Origin of the sequence: Serratia sp. Res13-Sevr-LER1-36-b (assembly GCF_015673035.1) — a bacterium.
Lineage (GTDB): Bacteria > Pseudomonadota > Gammaproteobacteria > Enterobacterales > Enterobacteriaceae > Chania > Chania fonticola_C.
The window spans coordinates 17,897-38,315 of sequence record NZ_JADACK010000002.1 but is presented as its reverse complement, the minus strand read 5'-3'; the positions used below and the strand labels follow the sequence as shown (position 1 = coordinate 38,315).

19 protein-coding genes are annotated in these 20,419 nt (G+C 50.5%); 1 reads left to right on the top strand and 18 read right to left on the bottom strand.

What is annotated here, in order from left to right:
* Window positions 1–15 precede the first annotated feature (15 nt).
* The 11 genes from acnB to IMQ33_RS00225 form a co-directional block, all read right to left on the bottom strand.
* Window positions 16–2,592, bottom strand: coding sequence for a bifunctional aconitate hydratase 2/2-methylisocitrate dehydratase (gene acnB / locus IMQ33_RS00275; protein ID WP_196061372.1), 2,577 nt, complete (start codon window positions 2,590–2,592; stop codon window positions 16–18).
* Window positions 2,593–2,635: 43 nt separating this feature from the next.
* The gene (locus IMQ33_RS00270; protein ID WP_161713693.1) at window positions 2,636–3,214 is read right to left on the bottom strand and encodes an alpha/beta hydrolase; all 579 of its coding nucleotides are present in this window, start codon (window positions 3,212–3,214) and stop codon (window positions 2,636–2,638) included.
* A gap of 25 nt (window positions 3,215–3,239) precedes the next feature.
* On the bottom strand, window positions 3,240–4,112 hold the full coding sequence (citG, locus tag IMQ33_RS00265) for a triphosphoribosyl-dephospho-CoA synthase CitG (protein WP_196061371.1): 873 nt from the start codon (window positions 4,110–4,112) through the stop codon (window positions 3,240–3,242).
* Entirely contained in the window at window positions 4,084–4,632 is a 549-nt protein-coding gene (gene citX / locus IMQ33_RS00260) for a citrate lyase holo-[acyl-carrier protein] synthase (RefSeq protein WP_196061370.1), read from the bottom strand. The genes citG and citX overlap by 29 nt, the downstream gene beginning before the upstream one ends.
* A complete protein-coding gene (gene citF, locus IMQ33_RS00255; protein ID WP_196061369.1) occupies window positions 4,629–6,152 on the bottom strand; it encodes a citrate lyase subunit alpha in 1,524 nt (507 codons plus the stop codon). The genes citX and citF overlap by 4 nt, the downstream gene beginning before the upstream one ends.
* A 29-nt stretch (window positions 6,153–6,181) precedes the next feature.
* Complete coding sequence (gene citE / locus IMQ33_RS00250) at window positions 6,182–7,057, bottom strand: citrate (pro-3S)-lyase subunit beta (protein ID WP_024531090.1); 876 nt, start codon at window positions 7,055–7,057, stop codon at window positions 6,182–6,184.
* The gene (citD, locus tag IMQ33_RS00245) at window positions 7,057–7,347 is read right to left on the bottom strand and encodes a citrate lyase acyl carrier protein (protein ID WP_024531089.1); all 291 of its coding nucleotides are present in this window, start codon (window positions 7,345–7,347) and stop codon (window positions 7,057–7,059) included. The genes citE and citD overlap by 1 nt, the downstream gene beginning before the upstream one ends.
* 66 nt (window positions 7,348–7,413) lie before the next feature.
* The gene (citC, locus tag IMQ33_RS00240; RefSeq protein ID WP_098931765.1) at window positions 7,414–8,460 is read right to left on the bottom strand and encodes a [citrate (pro-3S)-lyase] ligase; all 1,047 of its coding nucleotides are present in this window, start codon (window positions 8,458–8,460) and stop codon (window positions 7,414–7,416) included.
* Between the two features lie 80 nt (window positions 8,461–8,540).
* The gene (locus IMQ33_RS00235; RefSeq protein ID WP_186530470.1) at window positions 8,541–9,401 is read right to left on the bottom strand and encodes a fumarylacetoacetate hydrolase family protein; all 861 of its coding nucleotides are present in this window, start codon (window positions 9,399–9,401) and stop codon (window positions 8,541–8,543) included.
* A gap of 81 nt (window positions 9,402–9,482) precedes the next feature.
* On the bottom strand, window positions 9,483–10,727 hold the full coding sequence (locus IMQ33_RS00230; RefSeq protein WP_173409948.1) for an MFS transporter: 1,245 nt from the start codon (window positions 10,725–10,727) through the stop codon (window positions 9,483–9,485).
* An 87-nt stretch (window positions 10,728–10,814) separates the two neighbouring features.
* On the bottom strand, window positions 10,815–11,906 hold the full coding sequence (locus tag IMQ33_RS00225; protein WP_024531085.1) for a 4-oxalomesaconate tautomerase: 1,092 nt from the start codon (window positions 11,904–11,906) through the stop codon (window positions 10,815–10,817).
* Between the two features lie 162 nt (window positions 11,907–12,068).
* Between IMQ33_RS00225 and IMQ33_RS00220 the strand changes: the two genes are divergently transcribed.
* Complete coding sequence (locus tag IMQ33_RS00220) at window positions 12,069–12,995, top strand: LysR family transcriptional regulator (RefSeq protein ID WP_024531084.1); 927 nt, start codon at window positions 12,069–12,071, stop codon at window positions 12,993–12,995.
* Window positions 12,996–13,123: 128 nt separating this feature from the next.
* Here IMQ33_RS00220 and IMQ33_RS00215 read toward each other — a convergent pair whose 3' ends face one another.
* The 7 genes from IMQ33_RS00215 to IMQ33_RS00185 form a co-directional block, all read right to left on the bottom strand.
* Window positions 13,124–13,615 (bottom strand): hypothetical protein, encoded by a 492-nt coding sequence (locus IMQ33_RS00215; protein ID WP_024531083.1) that lies wholly within the window; start codon window positions 13,613–13,615, stop codon window positions 13,124–13,126.
* Window positions 13,616–13,728: 113 nt separating this feature from the next.
* Entirely contained in the window at window positions 13,729–14,508 is a 780-nt protein-coding gene (locus tag IMQ33_RS00210; RefSeq protein WP_098929025.1) for a helix-turn-helix transcriptional regulator, read from the bottom strand.
* 16 nt (window positions 14,509–14,524) lie between these two features.
* Window positions 14,525–15,892, bottom strand: coding sequence for an MFS transporter (locus IMQ33_RS00205; protein WP_196061368.1), 1,368 nt, complete (start codon window positions 15,890–15,892; stop codon window positions 14,525–14,527).
* The gene (locus IMQ33_RS00200; protein WP_098929027.1) at window positions 15,889–16,800 is read right to left on the bottom strand and encodes a hypothetical protein; all 912 of its coding nucleotides are present in this window, start codon (window positions 16,798–16,800) and stop codon (window positions 15,889–15,891) included. The genes IMQ33_RS00205 and IMQ33_RS00200 overlap by 4 nt, the downstream gene beginning before the upstream one ends.
* Before the next feature lie 13 nt (window positions 16,801–16,813).
* Entirely contained in the window at window positions 16,814–17,722 is a 909-nt protein-coding gene (locus IMQ33_RS00195; protein WP_121608482.1) for a TauD/TfdA family dioxygenase, read from the bottom strand.
* 1 nt (window position 17,723) lies between these two features.
* On the bottom strand, window positions 17,724–19,283 hold the full coding sequence (locus IMQ33_RS00190) for an AMP-binding protein (protein ID WP_121608481.1): 1,560 nt from the start codon (window positions 19,281–19,283) through the stop codon (window positions 17,724–17,726).
* Complete coding sequence (locus IMQ33_RS00185; RefSeq protein ID WP_196061367.1) at window positions 19,280–19,963, bottom strand: thermostable hemolysin; 684 nt, start codon at window positions 19,961–19,963, stop codon at window positions 19,280–19,282. The genes IMQ33_RS00190 and IMQ33_RS00185 overlap by 4 nt, the downstream gene beginning before the upstream one ends.
* Window positions 19,964–20,419: the final 456 nt, after the last annotated feature.

Genomic DNA, 20,419 nt, shown 5'->3' with positions numbered 1-20,419 from the left:
CGCGTACCGATTAATTTAACTGGCATTACCCCCCAGATAAAAAGGCATGGTGTTAAATGATAAATAGCGATAAGTATCCTGAGCGGTATCACTTATATTCGCCATGTAGCCAAGATATTCGTCCACCTCAGGAAGTTGCCCCGTCATGGCCGTTATCGCACTTAATTCAGCAGAGGCTAGATAAACCTTGGCATCCACACCTAACCGATTGGGGAAATTACGGGTTGAGGTTGAAACGACATGGCTTCCCGGTTTAACCCTGGCCTGATTCCCCATACAAAGTGAACATCCTGAGGGCTCGATCCTGGCTCCTGACTTGATAAAATGACTGAAGTAGCCTTCATTGCTCAATTGTACCGCATCCATTTTTGTTGGCGGAGCTAGCCAGAAACGTGTCGCAACCTCACCTTTGTGCTGCGCCAACAGCTTACCGGCGGCACGAAAGTGACCGATATTGGTCATGCATGAGCCAATAAACACCTCGTCAATTTTTTCGCCTGCCACTTCAGAAAGTAAATGAACATCATCAGGATCGTTTGGCACACACAGGATCGGCTGTGTTATTTCAGACAAATCGATATTGATAACAGCGGCATACTCGGCATCAGAGTCTGCACTCAATAACTGAGGGTTGGCCAGCCAGTCCTCCATCTCCTTGATTCGTTGCAGCAGAGTCGACCGATCCTGATAACCCTGAGCCACCATCCATTTCAGTAACACCACGTTAGATCTTAGATACTCTTCAACTTCGGGTTGGCCGAGTTTAACCGTACACGCCGCCGCAGAGCGTTCAGCTGAAGCGTCGGCCAGTTCAAATGCCTGTTCAACCTTCAGCCCCGTCAACCCCTCAATTTCGAGGATACGGCCTGAGAACACATTCTTTTTATCCTGCTTTGCAATCGTCAGCAGGCCCTCTCTGATGGCGAAATACGGAATAGCGTGCACTAAATCGCGCAGTGTGATCCCCGGTTGCCTCTCACCATGAAAACGGATCAAGACCGATTCGGGCATATCCAATGGCATAATCCCGGTTGCCGCCGCAAAAGCCACCAGCCCCGAACCTGCAGGAAATGAAATGCCTATCGGGAATCGGGTATGGGAGTCAGCCCCAGTCCCCACAGTGTCCGGCACTAGCATACGGTTTAACCATGAATGGATGATGCCGTCACCGGGGCGCAGTGAAACCCCACCTCGTTGGGTCATAAAGTCAGGTAATGTCTGTTGCAGATTAACATCGACTGTCTTGGGATAGGCCGACGTATGGCAAAACGATTGCATCACCAGATCGGCAGAAAACCTCAGGCAGGCAAGGTCTTTCAACTCATCCCTCGTCATGCCACCAGTAGTATCCTGCGAGCCTACCGTGCTCATTTTTGGCTCGCAATACTGCCCCGGGCGCACCCCTACGGTGCCACAGGCTTTGCCCACTATTTTTTGTGCCAAGGTATAGCCGGTGTGCTTTTCTGCCGGCACAACAGCCTGCCGAAATACGTCACCAGTCGGCAATCCCAATGAAGTACGCGCTTTAGCAGTGAGATCACGGCCAATAATCAGCGGAATGCGCCCGCCCGCCCTGACCTCATCCAAAAGTACCGGGCTTTTTAATACAAACCGGCTCACGACTTCTTCACTGTCATGGCGACGGATCTCGCCTTGGGCTGGATAAAGGTCGATCACATCGCCCATCGCCAGTGAGGTGACGTCTACTTCAATCGGCAGAGCTCCCGAGTCCTCCAGCGTATTGAAGAAGATCGGCGCGATCTTACCCGCCAGCACTATACCGCCACAGCGTTTACCCGGAACAAAAGGAATATCCTGGCCGATATACCACAAGATCGAATTGGTCGCCGATTTGCGCGATGAACCAGTGCCGACAACATCCCCCACATAGGCTAAAGGATGACCGGCCTGGCTTAACGCCGCTACCTGGCTGACTGGCCCGATGATGCCTGGCAGATCGGGCGTGATGCCCTCACGAGGAACACTCAGCATCGCCAGCGCATGCAGTGGAATATCAGGGCGTGACCAGGCTTCTGGCGCAGGAGATAAATCGTCAGTATTGGTTTCTCCCGTCACCTTCATGACCGTTAAGGTGATTTTTTCTGCTACCGCGGGGCGAGAGGTAAACCATTGCGCGTCGGCCCAAGAACGAAGAACCTGCTGAGCCAGTACATTACCTTGCCGGGCCTTGCTTTCAACCTCGGCAAATTTGTCGAAAACCAGTAACGTCGCAGCCAGCTCTTTGGCAGCCAAAGGGGCTAATACCTCATCATCAAGCAAGTCTATCAATGGCTGTACATTATATCCCCCCTGCATCGTACCTAAGAGGCGCACCGCTTCTTCTCGGGTTATCATCGGGGAGTCAGCTTTTTGCTGCGCAATATGGTCAAGAAATTCCGCCTTGATTTTTGCGGCATCGTCCACCCCGGAGGGCACGTGGTGAGCTAATAATTGCAGTAAGAAATCCCCTTCGTCCGGTACCGTTGATTGCAGCAATTTAACCAGCTGGGCCACTTGTTCGGCCGTTAACGGTTTGGGTGGGATGCCTTTTTCGGCGCGCTCAGCGCTATGTTGCTTATAGTCGGCTAACATTGCTTTCTCCTGAAACCCATTAAAAATTCATGTTAAAAATATTTTACTCATTGAATTTATTGATCACTTGCTTAGCAAACTGCCCCACCCGTGTCAGGCCATAGTCCCAGGAACCAAACCCGGATTCCGCATTGATATGCCCTGCCTCACCGACATCAACCAGCTCACTACCCCATACCCGTGCCCAATATTCTGCGCGGGTAAAACGCATTAACGGGTCGTTATGGCTGGCAAATGCCAGGCTCGGTACCGCCAAAGGCTGGTTATTGATGCGCTCTTCTAATTCAAAACGTAGCGGCTCGGCCGGTGCCACCAATACCACTCCGGCCACTCCCGAAATCCCACTCTGGACGACGTAACATGACGCCAAGGCACCAAAGCTGTGTCCGATCAAAATAGCCGGTTGCTTACAGGCCAATAGCTCCCGCCGGATAGCTAATCCCCAACTGTCCAAATCTGCCTGAAACCAGTCCCGCTGGCGGATCCTGCGCCACGATGGAAAACGCCGGGACCAGTAGCTTTGCCAATGCTCCTCACCGCTGTCGCGCACCCCAGGGACCAATATCATGGTCAGGTGTGCCGCCACCTCGGCCAGGGCGCTGTCCACTTCTGTCATGTGCATCAGCCTCGATCCTTGTTAAACCCCGTCAGCATGGGTACTGAGCCAATAGCCAGGTCACAGCCAGCAGATCGGCACTGCCACCCGGGCTGAGGTTATCCGCGGTCATCCGTTGATCCAGCATAATCAACGCCCTGCGACGCTCGGCGAGCCCTGCGTCCTGCATCTCTAACAGTTGCCGGGCCTGGCGTTGTACAAAACGCAAACCAGCAAGCCCGCCACGCGACACCAGATTGGTATCGCAGTTATGCGCCATCAGCGTCAGCAGCACATGCCATAACACCTGCTCTTCCGCATAGCCGGCTTTGCAAGCCTGCTGCCACGCAGGTAATGCGTATTGCCGTACCGTCATGAACCCGCTGGCGGCTTCCCCCCTGGCCCCCTTCATGCCGTATTGCTGATACAACCGCTCGCCAACCGTGGCAACCCGACTCCCCTGAACCAGCTCCTTCTCCACCAAATGAGCGCTCAGGGACGACACTGCCTGGCAAAGTGTGGTGCTGGTAATCGCCTGCTGCTGCCCCGCCAGACGCCCCGCCGCCGTACACAACAAACCCAGCGAGAAAATGCCCCCCTTGTGAGTATTCACTCCGCCAGTAGCCCGGAACATATCCTGCTCACACGCCAGCCCCACCGGCCTCACCTTGCTTAAGGCCACGTAGCCTTTCTCGTTGGCCGACAGTTCACCCGCCGTGACGAAACGACTGAACCAGGGAGCTATCGCCGCGATGCTGCGGCGAAACAACGGCAAATCCATGTCACGGTGAGCGCCATTACTTTCCCGGTCCACCAATCCCGGTTTGGGAGTCAGTTCCACTTCACGTCGTAAAGCTTCGACGGCCCATTGCGCAATGGTGCCAGCAGTAATGGGCTCACACTGATGAGCTGTTGACGTAGTCATCAATCTTGTCCTCTATACTCTGTAACAACCGCGATAGCGGGTGTTTGCCAGAACGGGCACAAGCATGTGCAGGTTCATCGCAAACCAGACAGGTACGAGCGGGCTGCCCGAAACGACCGCGGCTCAATAACCCCTCCTGTGGGCTAAAAACATCCATATCCCATAACCGCCCTAGAGGGTGATGGTTTTCCAACGCAACCGTGGCACGTTTTACCGCCACTGCTGGCGCCGTTACCGCCCAGAAAGCCTCCGCGCCTTCAGGCAACCAGAAAACCTGATGCTGACTGATCCCCCACCCGGCTCCCTGAACCAACTGCCCAAACGTCATTAGTGCCACCTGCATGACCTGACGAGCTTGTGGGCTATCTTTAACCTCGCCAGGCCAGACCAACGTCAGTGAAACCAGGGTCTCTTGCCAGCGCTCCAACCAGAGTCTTTGCCGTTCGGCCCGTCGATCCCGTGCTGCCAACAACGCCTCCAGAGTCACCGGGGTTGGCGCAACATCAGGTACGCTACTCATGGCTGTTTAACCTGGCGGACGACGTCAATAACGCTACCGTCGCGGTAACGGATCACTCCGACAATGCGATCCTCAAACTCGATGGGTTTCGGCTCACCGGAAATTTCCAATGTCCGCTGATGCAGTGCTTCAATGCTCATTAGAGGCAGACCGGCAACCAACAGGCGTTGGTATACCTCAGGACGTGCAGGATTCACCGCAATACCATGGTCGGTGACCAACACATCAATGCTTTCGCCAGGGGTGACGCAGGTCGTCACGTGGCGCACCACCGTAGGAATACGGCTGCGGATCAAGGGGGCGACCACGATGGTCAGATTAGCGGCGGCAGCCACATCACAATGCCCACCCGAAGCCCCGCGCATGACACCGTCCGATCCGGTTATCACGTTAACGTTGAAGTCGAGGTCAATCTCCAACGCACTGAGGATGACGATATCCAACTGGTCACAACAGGCCGCTTTGGCCGCCGGGTTGGCGTAAACGCTGGTCGAAATTTCCACATGTCGCGGATTTTTTGCCAGTGAGGAGGCTGCGCTACTGTCAAAGCTTTGCGTATCCAGCAGGGTTTCAATCAAGCCTTTCTCGTGCAGATCGACGAGGCTGCCGGTGATCCCCCCCAACGCAAAACTCGCCACAATGTTTCGGCGTAACATGCGGGCTTCAAGAAAACGGGTGCAGGCCGTTGATGCAGCACCAGAGCCGGTTTGTACCGAAAAACCGTTGTTGAAATAGCCTGAATGCTCGATCACATCGGCAGCTGTTCGGGCAATCATCAGCTCGCGTGGGTTACTGGTCACACGCGCCGCCCCTACGCTGATTTTCGCCGGGTCACCAACCTCTGTGACCTGCACTATGCTATCTACCTGAGTCTGAAGAATACTGGCTGGCAGGTTGGGGAATGGGACGATTTCCTCGGTCAGCAGCACCACGTGGCGAGCATACTGTGCATCCACCATCGCATAACCCAGTGAGCCACAGCGTGACTGACCTGCAGTCCCGTTGGCATTGCCATACTCATCGCTGCAAGGCACACCGAGGAAGGCCACATCAATGGTGATTTCACCACTTTCGATCAGCTTCACCCGCCCGCCATGAGAATGGATCTGCACAGGTTCCTTCATCAGCCCGTTAGAGATCGCCTCTGCCAGTGGGCCACGCATGCCCGAGGTATAAATTTTGCTGATAACGCCGTTGCGAATATGTTCGATCAGCGGCGCATTGCAGGTCATCAGAGAGCTGGAAGCCAAGGTGATGTTTTTCAGCCCCTGCCTGGCCAGAGCGTCCACCACGGTATTGATGACTTTATCACCCTCACGAAATCCATGATGAAAGGAGATGGTCATACCGTCGCGCAAACCACTGCGGGTAATGGCGTCTTCCAGGCTGGTACACAGTTTGCGCTCATGCTTTTGACGGGCATCGGCCAGGTAAGGAGTATGGGCGTTAGCACCACTGAATAGCGTCCAGTGATGCTCATCGGCACAGTGCTGGCGCAATGAATCAATTACATTAATCATCGACGTTTCCCGTTGGTTCCGTTTATTCATCATTGGCGCACACCTGATGCATGGGCGCGATCGAGTACGATGCGGGCATGATTAATGATCGGGGCATCAATCATTTTCCCATTCAGTGAGATGACTCCAAGACCTGCACGCTCACCTTCTTCTGCAGCGGCAATCACCCGCACTGCGTAATCCACATCTTCCTGTGTCGGCGCGTAGGCGTTGTGCAACAACTCTATCTGGCGGGGATTAATCAGGGATTTGCCGTTAAAGCCCATCCGGCGGATCAGGTCCACCTCACGTAGGAAACCCGCTTCATCATTGATATCGGAATACACCACATCAAATGCATCAATTCCTGCCGCCCGTGCCGCATGCAGCACCGCGTTACGCGCATAGAACAGCTCGGTTCCATCACCCCGTTCAGTTTGCATATCCATCACATAATCAAACGCGGCCAAAGCAATCCCCATCAGACGTGGAGAAGAGCGGGCAATTGCCACCGCATTGATTACGCCAACCGCCGATTCAATCGCCGCCATCAAACGGGTTGATCCCACAGGGCGACCGCAGGACTCTTCAATGCGGGCGACTTCATTTTCCAGTTGGTAAATATCATCCGGGCTGTCGGTTTTTGGCAGACGAATTACATCAGCACCGCCGCGAACCGCTGCCTGCAAATCTTTCAAACCAAATGGCGTATTTAGCGGATTGATGCGTACCACCGTTTCAATGTCGCGATACATCGGGAGTTGCAGTGCATGAAAGACCAAAATGCGGGCGCTGTCTTTTTCCCGCAGAGACACCGCATCTTCCAGGTCAAACATGATTGAATCCGGTTTATACACAAATGCAGTCGACAACATGGCCGCATTTGAACCGGGGAGAAATAACATGCTTCGACGCAGCTTTTTCATCACAGCACCTCCCAGTTGAGCGTCTCTTCCTGTGTACCGCGTAACACCGCACACTGAACCCTGGCTCGGATAACACAATCCAGCGCCCCTTTGTCATCAATGATCACCAGCCCATCCGTGACATCTAGCGCCTTCAGGGTTTGGTGCACGACTGCCGCTATCTGCTCACCAAACTGCTTGAATACTTCACTGTTAATGACGACGTCCAGCCCTCCCTCTGACGGACTCACCTTGACCAACAAATCGCTGGACTCAAAGGTGCCGGCCAGAGCCGCCTTAGTTATTTTCATGGTATGAATTCCTGCCTCGAGTCATTTGTAAAATGGATAACCTTATTGACGGTTGATGAACGCATTTCATGATGTACAGACCGGTAAGCAATAGGGTTGCAGATAGGGCAGCGTGGTCTTGGGCACAATGTCCTCAATAGCCTCTGCCTGGTGTTGGCGTAATAGCTGGCGTACATCGGAAGCAGAAATCGCCCGGCCATTCATGGTGGTTTTACGGTCGATCTCCACCACGCTTACTGCCCGTGAGGTTGTGTTGTCTGAGCCTTCCAGCCAGTAATGCATAGCATCGTTATATTGTGCTGTGACTGCGCAATGGGGTTCCGTGCCGACAAAACGGTGAGTGATCCCTAACGCAGGCGCGATATAGCGGCGGAAAACCAGCAGATCCATCGCTGAATAGGTTTCGTTAACCACCTTCTGTTCTTTGAGGAAATAACTGGGGAATGTTGCCCGTGAAATCAGGTAACAAGTGCCGGGGTGGACCGTCAGACCACTGAGGTCGGCCACGCCTTGGCGTACCATTTCCAACCGTTGCGCGAACGGGAACAGTGAAACATCCTCACTTACGACAAAGATATGCAACCAATCACAGGCTTGCAGTGCCTGTTCTACCAAATAACGGTGGCCAAGAGTGAAGGGGTTGGCATTCATCACGATACAGCCGATACGCTTGCCCGGTTGCCTGAACGGCTGGAGCGAGGCGCGATACCGGGCTATACCCACTGGCGTGTTTTCCAGCAACACGCTGATACCTGGAACCTCGGCTATCGGGAAAAAACCGCATCCGCGGAAGAAAACCTTATTTTCAGGACGGGTATACAAGAAAAGGTGTAGGTTGCCACGCTGTGCTGCCAACTTAGCCACCTCTTCGACAATCCGTACGCTGAGCTTTTCCCCACGCCAGGCAATATCCACGGCCACACACTTGATGGTGTTACCCGCCAAACCGGCACAGGCAATGATGTTTTTGCCCTTGCGGGCAATGACAAACAGCTCAATGTCCCGATCTACCCCGAGATGGCAATGCTGTAAAAACGAGTGTATCTCTCCGATCCAAACGACATCATCGGTAACTGAAATCACTTCAAATTCAACAGAGTCAATGATATCCATCAAGGGCACTCCCAGACTGCCGTCCATAACGTCACTCCCACCTTTTTGACATCTCTGCTGATGTTCTGGAGCCCGTTTTATTACGCAGGAATGTTGCATCGTGAACTGGCTTCAACAATTGAGTTACGTAAATGACCAATGTTTTCAATCTCTACTTCGATACAATCCCCCGGTTTCATAAACAGTGGAGGATTACGTTTTTTCCCAACCCCACCCGGCGAACCAGTGATGATGACGTCACCTGGGCGGAGGAAGGTGAAAGTACTGATGTACTCAATTAATTCAGCGACTTTGTAGATCATGCTGCTGGTATGGTCGTCTTGCACCAAGTGGCCATTCAGATAGGTACGGATAGATAAAGCATGGGGATCGGGAATTTCATCGACCGTGGTGAGAAAAGGCCCAAAAGAGCCGGTTTTACGCCAGTTCTTACCGGCGGTATACCAACTGTGCTGCCAGTCACGTACCGAGCCGTCCATATAACAGCTGTAACCCGCGACATACTCAAAAGCCTGCTCACGTCCAATGTTCTCACCTGATTTACCAATAATGACAGCCAACTCACCTTCGTAATCAAACTCCTTGGTTAACCAAGGTTTGATAACATCGGTATCGTGGCCGGTTTGAGAGTCGGCAAAGCGGACGAATAACGTGGGCGCAGGGTTCTGTTCATTAAACTCTTTACGTTTTTCCGCATAATTCATACCGACACAAAGGATTTTACCGGGCTGTTCAATTACCGGTAGGAAGGTAAGATCATCGAGCGAAATATCAGGCTGGCAACGGATAAACTCACGAGCCAATGCAAGAGCATCACCTTCCAATAATGATTTCAAAGTGGGGTAGCGCGCACCCATTCTATCCCCCAGATCGATAATGCCGTTGGGAGTATAAATACCGTAACTTTTTTGACCACCGTGGCTATAGCTTGCGAGTTTCATAAAAGGGCCTATTGGATTTTCCTGGGCCAGCAATTAAAATGCTCATTGCCGGCAATAGTAATTCACTGCTTAAATATGGGGCTACTTATTACTCTTGGCGGGGACGAGTAGGATGTTACCTACCGCACCTAAATAATTGGCCACCACAATCCCAACCCCTAGCAAGGCGATAATGAACCCGGTCATCCCAGGCCAGCCGAATGTGGCAAAAACCTGTCCATTGCAATAACCGATTACCGAGCCGCCCATATAGTAGAAGAACAGGTATAACCCCGTTGCTTGCCCACGAGAATGGGTCGCATTTTTGCTCACCCAGCTTAAGCCGATAGAATGACAGCCGAAGAAGCATCCGGTAAAAATGACTGCACCAACAATGAATACGGCGGTATTTTGTGTCAACGTCAGCAACATCCCGACAATCATCATCACGAAAAGGCCAGCTAATACTTTCATTCCACCGAACTTCGCTGATAAACGCCCTGCCTGTGGTGCGGTGAAGAAACTTAAAGCAAAACTGAATGAAATCAATCCAGCTTGCGCATGTGACACATTAAACGGTTCTTTAGCCAAGAAGAAGGCAAGATAGTTATACAAAGAGGTAAACACACCGAAAATAATAAAACTGACTACAAACATTAGCGCCAATTTTTTATTTTTAAAGTGCTGTGCACCTTCTTTCATAACACGGGTAAAATTAATATTTTTTGATGCCTGGAATTTTTGGGACTCCGGCAAGACAAAATATACCATCAGCGAGACCATCATCAAAAGCACGGCAAAGCCGTAGAAGATGATGTCGATGGAGACATAATCAATGAGTTGGCTGGCCAAAACACGTCCTGACATACCACCTATCGAGTTACCAAATACAAAGTATCCGGTGACCACCCCAGCCACGACCGGAGCGACCTCCTCACTGATATAAGCGGTCGCCGCTGCCGCTATACCGCTGAGCGCCAGCCCAATAACACCGCGTAGCATCACCAACAACGCCCAGGATTCAACGAGGGGACATAGGAGAGTGAGTACGCCCCCGGTAAACAGCGATACTATAATTAACCGTTTCCGTCCAAATCGGTCTGAGAGCGTGCCGGTAAATAGCAAGCCTATCGCCAGTAACGCGGTCTCCGCGGAAAGAATAATACTGACATGGCTAACGGCAACGTCATACTCAATGGCTAAACGAGGAAGCAGAGGTTGTATAAAAAATAAAGAGGCTAGTTCAGCCAACCCTGAGATAGCCAGGGCCAATATTACGCGATAATAATTTCTGGCACTAACACCACTGCCTTTTCCTGGCAGATCAGCCGATTTGGACACAGTCATTATGACCTCATAGTTATATTGAGTGTAGGTACAGAGAGATAAGTCACAGTTAAATAAAACATGTCTAATCATTGAGGTAATACGAAATCAATAAACGCCTTCCGTTTCTAAATCCCCTTCAGCCACACACACATTGCCAACAAATAATTTCCGGGCAGTCCTTATCACTGAGGCGCGAACACTTTCCATTTCACTACCTGTTTTAACTAAAGAGATATCAATTTTTCCGCTGGGGTGCTCAATGACGACGTGTTCGAGAAAGTCACCCGCCGGTTGGTCAACGAATTGATTTGCTATACTCCCTGGCATTAGGCAAGCGGTAGCAATGCCTACTGATCCCGTAATGGCTAATGATTTATGACAATTATGGGGCATAAAATAACGGACTTTTAAGGTACCCCCCGCGCTGGCCTCGCTTACTAATACCGGCTTAGGTATCACCTTTTTACTGACATCGCCTAACCCCATGGCCAAACCGGCTTTTAATCTGATGCTTTCGAGCATCTGAAGAAAATTTTTATCCGCGTCTAAAGCCTGTGGCGATTCGTCACCACGCTTACCTAAATCGCAGGCGTTGATTAATACCATGGGCATAGCCATATCAATGCAAGTCACACCGATACCCTCAATAACATCGATGACCTTACCTGTCGGGAGTAATTTACCCGTTTTGGAGCCAGCAGAATTCAAGAAAGTCAGCCCAACCGGTGCCGCACTACCTGGTACGCCATCGATCGTGGTATCGCCTTCGTAGGTCACAATTTTATCAGGGGTCTGAATATCAGCATCGATCAGGGTGCCGGTATTGAGATTACGAATTCGCACCCGGGTCACGGGATCGGTAGCAACCACCAACCCCTTTTCAATAGCAAAAGGCCCAACGGCACACAGCATATTGCCGCAGTTTGGCGTGGTATCCACATGCCGCTCTTTTACCATCACCTGTGCAAACAGATAATCGATATCAGCATCAGCGCTGGTCGATGGGCTCACTATCGCCACCTTACTGGTTTGCGGGCTTCCACCACCGATACCATCGATTTCAAGTTCATGACCGGCCCCCATCAAGGACAAGAGTATTTCATCTCTTGCTTCACGTTCCTGAGGTAAATCACTGGCCAATAATACGGGACCTTTAGAGGTCCCTCCACGCATGAGCACACAAGGGATCTGCAACATAATTAATCATCTCGGCAGTGAACAACTTTTGATGACACAAGATTCCCATAAGGTGATCAATTACTCTAATGCCGAAAATCGGGAGATTGATTCGATTTTGACATTAATACCGATGCTATCATTGTGGTTAAACAGGCCTCTTTCTTCATTTAGGATTACGCTATGCAGCATGAGCTACAAGGGATCCAAGCTTTTGTAAAAGTTGCAGAATTTTGTTGCTTTACCAAGGCAGCTGAGGTGCTGAACGTCACTCAACCTGCGCTGACGCGTAGAATTAAAAAGCTGGAAGAGAGCCTGGGTACGCCGCTGTTTGAACGTTCGACTCGCCGGGTCAGTCTGACCGCTGTCGGAAAGAGTTTTTTACCTAATGCACGGAATTTGCTAAATTTATTTGAAAATTCCGTGTTGAACATTAAAGAGATGGCTTCGCACCAGGTTGGGAAAGTCACGTTATCTTGTCTGCCTACTGCAGCATTCTATTTCCTGCCCACCGTTATTCGTGACTACAATGCCTCTTATCCAAATATTCGTGTGCGGATCCTTGAGCACGGTACAAATAATTGCCTGGAAGCGGTGCTAAATGGCGATGCTGACTTCGGCATTAACATGATCAATGTCACACATCCCAACGTTGAATTTATGCCGTTAGTTAATGAGCCCTTTGTGCTGGCTTGTCGACGAGACCATCCTTTGGCTCAAAAGCCATTGGTAATGTGGGAGGAATTAGATGGGTATCCACTTATTGGTGTGAGACGCTCAAGTGGTAATCGCCTTCTCATTGAGAAAGCCCTGGAGAATACCAAGTGGGATCCGAATTGGTTTTACGAAGTTCGCCATCTTTCTACCTCGTTGGGGCTGGTTGAGGCGGGCTTGGGGATTGCAGCGCTTCCCAGTCTGGCCATGCCCAAAGATGACCACCCTACCTTGGTGAGCCGCCCCTTGATTGAACCGGTGGTGAGAAGAACACTCGGTTTGATTCAACGCCGTGAGGCCTCACTTAGCCCGGCAGCAGAACGATTCAAGGAGATGCTGTTACAACTGTGGTCAAACGACCGGAATAGCCCTTGGGTCGGGAAATTTAACCTGTGACTCTAGAGGTAGAACTTCACGACAGCAATACGAAGTTCCAGAGTGTGGCGGGGTTTGCCCATAAAAATGCACCTTACTCAGTTGGTGCCCAACTTTTTGGGGTGCAGTTCATGTACGGCGGGGAGCAGTTACCCAAGCGAATGGGAAAATAGATTAAACGCCAACAGGTTTATCTGTAACTGGCTGTGTAGCAGCATGATGAAAAAGATCAACAAGGTACATACCATTTGAGTACTCACCGCGTTATGTAAGCGAGAAGTATTCTCGTCCCAACCGGGTTCGCCGGGTTGCAACGTGGCCAAAGCCTTGTTTGCAGGATCGCGCAAGCGTTTTTCGGCAAGTGAATCAATGATAAATACCAACACACTGAGGATGAACCACAGTTGAAATACTCGATGCCAGTCTTGTAACCAAAACATGACGATCCCACTAAGCATAAGTACCCAACCGGCAATATTGTAATAGGTATCAGCCACACTCAAGCCGTTTAACAGCAGGGTTTTATTCCCCCCTTGGCAACGTTTTAAACGTGCGGAAAGCCAAGGAGAAAACAGCAATGGCCCAGTTGCAGCAACAGCCGCCAGAACATGTACTACTTTGATAAAATCGTAATTTAACATCATTTTCTCCATTCATATCAGCATTGCGCTATACAGTACGTGAGAAAATAAATGGCAGGAATGTTCAAAATAAACAATTTATAGAATGAAACGGACAATTTGCCGTTGTCTGATTAATCAATCTTACGCAAGGGATAATCCTGCAAACATTTCCGGACTCTCCCTGGGCAATTAGCGGCGACTCGTCGAAACCAATGGCCAAAAGAATCTCCAGAGGAGAAGCCTAACATTGCAGAGATCTGACCGTTAGAAAGCCCTTTAGCCAACCCCTGCCAGGCTACTGCAAGCAGTAGACGATTATGCCACTCGGTATAACGCATCCCGGTCTCTTTGAGAAACAGGCGGGCTAGCGTGCGCTCTGTTGCCCCAACCAGACTCCCCCACTCACTCAGGCTACGGCGCTGGGCTGGGTTATCTATTAGGCTACAAGTGACCTTTTTAAGGCGACTATCTTTCGGTAGTGGCAAAGATAGATTGCTATCGGGTTGTTCTTCGATCTCTTCAAACAGCATTTGCAACATACTGTTGCGACGTGCCTCTGTGAGAGGCTGCTTAGCAGCCGCCAACCGCTCACATAACGCCACGATAAGTAATGAAGAATCAAGCAGTTTAATTTGGGAAGTGGGTGCGTAGCACAGTTCTGGCGTAATGTAGAAGACTGTCAGATCAACACGGTTATAGGCCCGTCCCCAATGTATTGTATTAGGAGGTATCCACACGGCCATCCCGGGTTTAAGTAACCAGTGTTGCTCCGGCGTATGTCCGTAAAGTACCCCGTGATTAACCAAAACGAATTGCCCAAGCGGGTGGCTGTGGGGTAAATTTTCCTCCGCCACCACCCTGTCTAGCACTCGTTCAATCACCAATGCATCGTAATCTGTTGTTTCATCCATTTCTTCCACCAAATACTTATTTTTTCGGGTATGTGCGGGGCAGTAACAGCGTAAAACACAAACCCACCAGCATACTCACCCCCAGAATACCGAAGCAAACCTGAAAAGCATGAACATCGGACAAATGAAGCTGTATGGTAGCCAGAGCATTTACCCCCAATGCAGCCCCCAAATTACGTAAAAACTGCACGGTTGCGGTCCATGTTCCTAAACGATTGGTTGGTGCTATATTTTGTGTAAAAACCAACGTGGTGGTAGCCGTAAAGCCCATTCCCAGCCCGATCAACAGAAGCGCAAAAGCCACCAACGCGGTCATATGGTGCCCCAAGGCTGGGATCATCAAAAGTGCTCCTGCCGCCAGCAAAAGCATGCCGAAAAGCGCCATATACAAATAGCCTGTTCGGGACAACTTACTGCCACAGAATGCCGCCCCTATCACCCATCCCATCGCTGCCAGCATAATCAGTAGACCAGCTACTACTGCCGAACCCGCTTGTTGGCTCAGAGCCAAGGGTATCAACGTGACCGAGGCATATAAACACGCACTGGAAAGTAACACCAAAATAATGACTGAAAACAATGCCCTACGCTGAAGGAATGGTAACGGAATGGGACTACTTTCTGGACATGCGCGAACACGCAACCCTAACAGCAGCAGAGACACCAACATCATGCCCCATAATATCGGTATGATCCCGTTCATACCTTTAGGCTGGCTCAAGAGCAATAACAGGCTGCTTGCTAAAATCATCAACAGCAATTGTGCCAATATATCGACACGTACCCTGCCCCCCCCTTTTCCTACCGTCGGGGTTACCCATAACATCAGCAATGCCAGAAGGCCCACAGGGAGATTGAACCAAAAAATCATGCGCCAACCAAGCGTGCTTGCAAGCACGCTTCCCAATAGAGGCCCCACAATCGCAGAAAGCCCCCATACCCCACTCAACATGCCCTGCATTTTCCCTCGTTTCTCAATGTCAAACAGGGCTGCTAGCAGCGAATAAGACAATACAATAATGCCTCCGGCCCCCACTCCCTGCAACGCCCGCGCCAGAATCAATACAGGCATGCTTGGGCTCAATGCAGCGAGAACCGAAGCCGCTAAAAATAACATTAGGAAAAGCTTGAGCGTTGCTGAAACACCGAGTCTATCGCCACAGGCTCCCGCTAACGGAGCCACCAAAGCAACTGGTAACAGGAAAGCAGACATGACCCAGGGGTAGAGGGCAGGATGGCCCAATTGTTGACCGATTGTAGGTAGCACAGTGGCAACAATAGTGCTATCCACGGCCGCCAAAAATAGCGCGGCGATCACTGCCAATACGCCCAAACTCTGCTTCTTTTGCGGTATTTCTGCCGCTATTAATGTTTGCTCTTTCATAAATGCCTCAACCCCGTATGAACCCGCGACGCCTGAGAGAACTGGCGAACAATTGCCGCAGTCTCTTCATCCATATAGTCATCCACTTTGCGGATCAAATCGCCAGACTGAACGATTTCACGAAAGCGCATGGTCATATCCAACTGGGTTTTCGCCGCGTGATTCCCTTCTGTGTAATCCAAATCAAACGCCGCTTTCACCGTTTCAGCACTTGCCTTCGCCAATTGAGTATTCAGCGCTTCCGTTTCTTGGATCAAGTGATGCATGCGCTTACGTTCTGCCGCCGTGAAGGTAGGGATTACCTGCTCAAAAATAGCGTGGTCACACTGAATATGGCGCGCTTCGTCGAGCCCATGGAAATGCAGCAGCTTCGTCAGGAAACTATGTTGCATAGGATCCAACACTTTGAGCCGACGCTCGAAGACAGTAATAATCGATTCGCCCACATAAGCAGTGGAGCATAATGCCGCCAGCTTAATTAGCGGTGCATCATTCTCATCGCAGTAAAGTTCGACACGCTGTTTGAACAGGTTGTTCTCCAGCTTGATATCGCGCCCCGATAGGTGGCGAACATACTGATAGAAACTGTTGGCGTGGTTAATTTCCTCCGCTGCGAAACACGAAACCGCGTGATAAAGGCCATCCTCCGCCATAAACGGAGTGTTATCGGCCTGCAATTCACACAAAGTGCGGCTCATAACAGTGGCCACATGCATTTCAATTTCAGCCAATTGCGCAAGTTCTTTGTACAGATAGGCCACGGCCTTATCTTCCTGACCAGCTTCTCCTACCAACGCGCACGAAAGGAAATCCAGTTCGTCACCCACTGCCGCTTGCTCCCACGGCATTCGGTTAGGATGTAGATAGTTGAGATGAGCGTATTCATTGATCTGTTTGAAAATATTCATGAGGAATGTTCCATCAGGCAATATAAGAAAGCGCATTGAAAATAGTGCGGGATTTATCTTCGATCTGGCGGCGACCATGCATCACGCGGGTGTTGTCGATCAACACGATGTCACCGTGCTGCCAACCAATGTCATAAGTGAAGCGATCGCACACAGCCTCGGCTTCTGCGAGTAGATCAGCCGGGATTTCCTCGCCATCAGCAAAAGTGATCAACGGCTTCTCATAGTTGTTGGATGGCCCAAATATGCTGTTAGCAAAGTTGAGTGCCTCACGCGGATTAATGCGGCTGGAGCGGATAGCAGGCGTCTCGAACTGATAGCGAATAGCGCCGTCATCGTTAAGCGTAATACTCGCCCCTGGCGTACCCACGACCAGCGATAATAGGTGATCCAGTGTGGTCTCCTCTATGCTGGCAGGAGCATTTGGCTGACTGGCAAGCACGTGGAAAGCATACGTTTTCCACTTTTTTTCTTCCACGCGGCGGGAGTACATGATGTCTTGTGCGCTAAACGCAGCACGAGCATGCGGGCTAAGGTGCTGATAGACCTGTTTGCCATCGCAGACGGTGGTTTGTGAACCATGCTCAGGTGCCTTCTGACAATAAAACCAGCAAAGATCGGGCCAAAACGGGCTGTTTCCATTCTCACAGTGCAGGCCTACTTTATCGTAACCGGCATCAACCTTTTGCGCTGTATCACCGTTAAAGCTACGAGCTGGATCAAGACTAATACGGCCACTAGTTTGGCGTACCAGACGCGAGAAGAGTTCAATGCTGTGTTTAAAACCACGTAATACAATATAACCGTGCCTCGTAAGTTGTGAGAACAGGTAATGTGGCAATAGACTGGTGACATCACCCTCGTCCAGAGAAGTAACTATCAGGCCGGTATCACTGACATGTGTAGTTTCACGAATATTCATGCTATGGCAGTCTCATGTTGGGCAAAAAATCAAATACGGCGTTACGGCGCGGGCGACCAGTAACGGTAAACAGGTGTTCCATAATTTCGGGGCTATGTGGTAGTAAGACCGGTTCAGCAATCTGTTCGATCTCATTGAGATTTTCTCGGGCAAACGTAATGATGGCCTGACGTATGGTTTGGGCTTGTGCAATGTCATCCACCACAAAGATGCCGCTGAGGAACTGCTGCTTGTCACCATAGACGATGGCCTGCAAAACTCCGGGTACAGTGCGGTAGGCTGACTCCAGCCACTCAGGCGAGATGTTGCGTCCATTCGCAGTAATGATCATGGTTTTCTTGCGGCCAATGATCGAGATATAGCCTTCGTCATCCTGGGTCGCCAGATCGCCCGTATGCAGCCATCCGTCCTCATCGATTGAGCAACTGCTGGGATCTTCATTCGAATAGCCTGCAAATAGTGAAGTGCTACGCAAGCAAAGCTCACCCTCTTCACTGATTCTGACTTCGACGTGTGCTAGCGGCTTACCCACGGTGCCAATACGGTTGGCATTGCGCGAGTTCCAGGTGGCAACAGAACTGTTTTCGCTCAAACCATACCCCTGATAAATTGGGATACCGAGCCGCTCCAACTCGAACAAGATATCTGCGTTAACCGGTGCACCACCGGCTGCCAACAGTGGCACCGTTTCTCGCCCAAACAGTGCAGTCATCAGGCCCGGCTTATCGCCATGTGCCTGCGCTTTTTCTGCCAACGCCTCAACCAACGCAGGGGTTAACGTCAGCGATGAAGGGCTCGCCTGGCGAAGGATCGCCAACCGTTCTAAAGCCGTGACTCCTGGGCTACCCAGCGGGGGCATATCACGCGGCGGCATTACCACCGCACCGCCGGAGGTCAATGGCATATACAGAGCTGTCACCTGTTCAATCAACAGGCTCAATGGCACCAGATTCAGATAGCGCTGGTAATCATCCTTTGCGGCTCGCAGCCAAAGCGCGTCAACCAACGCATCTAAACCGTGGCGACGTATCAGTACGCCCTTAGGCTGCGAAGTAGTACCGGATGTGTGAATCACTTTAATAATGGTATCTTCAGCCATACGTGCAGCAATATGCCTTAGTGGCTGCGCCTGCGTCGGCGTTTCACCGCAGGTTACCGCCATCACCGCACCAGCGAGTTGCAATCCGCTCTGCTGCCAATGCGCTAAGCGTTCGGCCCCAATCTCATCGGTTAAGATGACTTGGCAGTTGAGCAATAACCAAGCCGCCTGCTCACCTGAGAATGCCAACGGAACCGGGACTTCAATCAAGTTGGCCAACAGCAGTGTCACATCAGCCAGCACCCACTCCGGCGTATTCCCCATCACCACGCCTACAAGAGCTCCTCCCTGTATATGCGCCAACAGCTTTGCGGCCAGTTGGTGCGCCTCATGAATAAGTGCCTCATAGGTGTAGTATGTCGTTTCCCGATAATGGCCATCTTGAGCTCTATGTAGTTGGATCACTGCCGCCGCCTGCGGATTTTTTTCAGCCTGGGCCAAAATTGCATTCAGGATATTCATGCCGCTACCTGCGATGATCCCAGGGCTGAGCGCACCAGATGTTCAAACTCGGAGAAAACCAAACGCCCGCAAAAGTGATTAAACAAATGCCCACACTGCTCTAGCAAAATCACACCGGTTTGTGGTGCCTGATCGTAGTAGCTACCCCAGGCGACTTTCTCTTCTGGTGAAAGACGTGCGGAAGATGCTTCTGCTAACATGGTGAAGGGGATTTGATGGAAGGCCAATAATTTACGCAGGCGTCGGGTGGAGGTACACAGAATCGCTTTGCTGCCCATTAACCACGCAATAATGGGAACAATGCGGATGAAATCTGCGGCGGCGTTGGGATTATCAGAAGCTAGCGAACCAATCTCCACCACTTGATGGCGAGATAATACATGGTCCGTTTGCTGAGAAATTAATACATCAAGCGGCGCATCTAGATAACGTTCAGAAAATAAGCATTGACCTAGCGCAGAAAAAGAAATACCGGTACAAGCGAGCAACTCCCCAGAATCTTTATCCTTGCAAGCAATAATAATATCCGGATCAGGATTAGCTGTAGCCTTGTAATTATCATGATAAACCCTAGAAATATATTCCCGTGATTTCTCAGCTTGTTCATCATGTCGCCCAATAATTTCTATCTGCGTTGAGAGTATATCACCGCACTGTTGTTTATGCATAAAAACACTCATTTTTAGCATTTCCTCAGGTTAAGTACTGCTGTAAGTGATGCTAATGCTTGGTTGTGTATTTGAAAATGACTCATTAAGACAAAAACTCGAACGAAACAGACAACCAGCCAACCCTTGTGAATTTAATTATAAAAAATCAATTAATTAGCGCATGGAAATTGACAGCATGAATACTGTAAAAATAAAGAACATTTAATTGAATCAAGAAAACAGGAATTAAAGCATTAGCAAAATGTGACCATTAATGAATTGCGACTACATTGGCAATAGATTGAGTTTCTTTTTCCGCAATCCGCCATTAATGAAAAAACTGGCTGCGCATTCAAAAAAAACCAATGATCACAAATAATTATAGCGAGCATTTCGTAATACCTTTGTGTCAAGCGCCTTGTAATCAAGAGAACGAAAGGTCGAGTTAAGCTCTATCTGCTAAATTCAAGCTGTTTACTACATAGG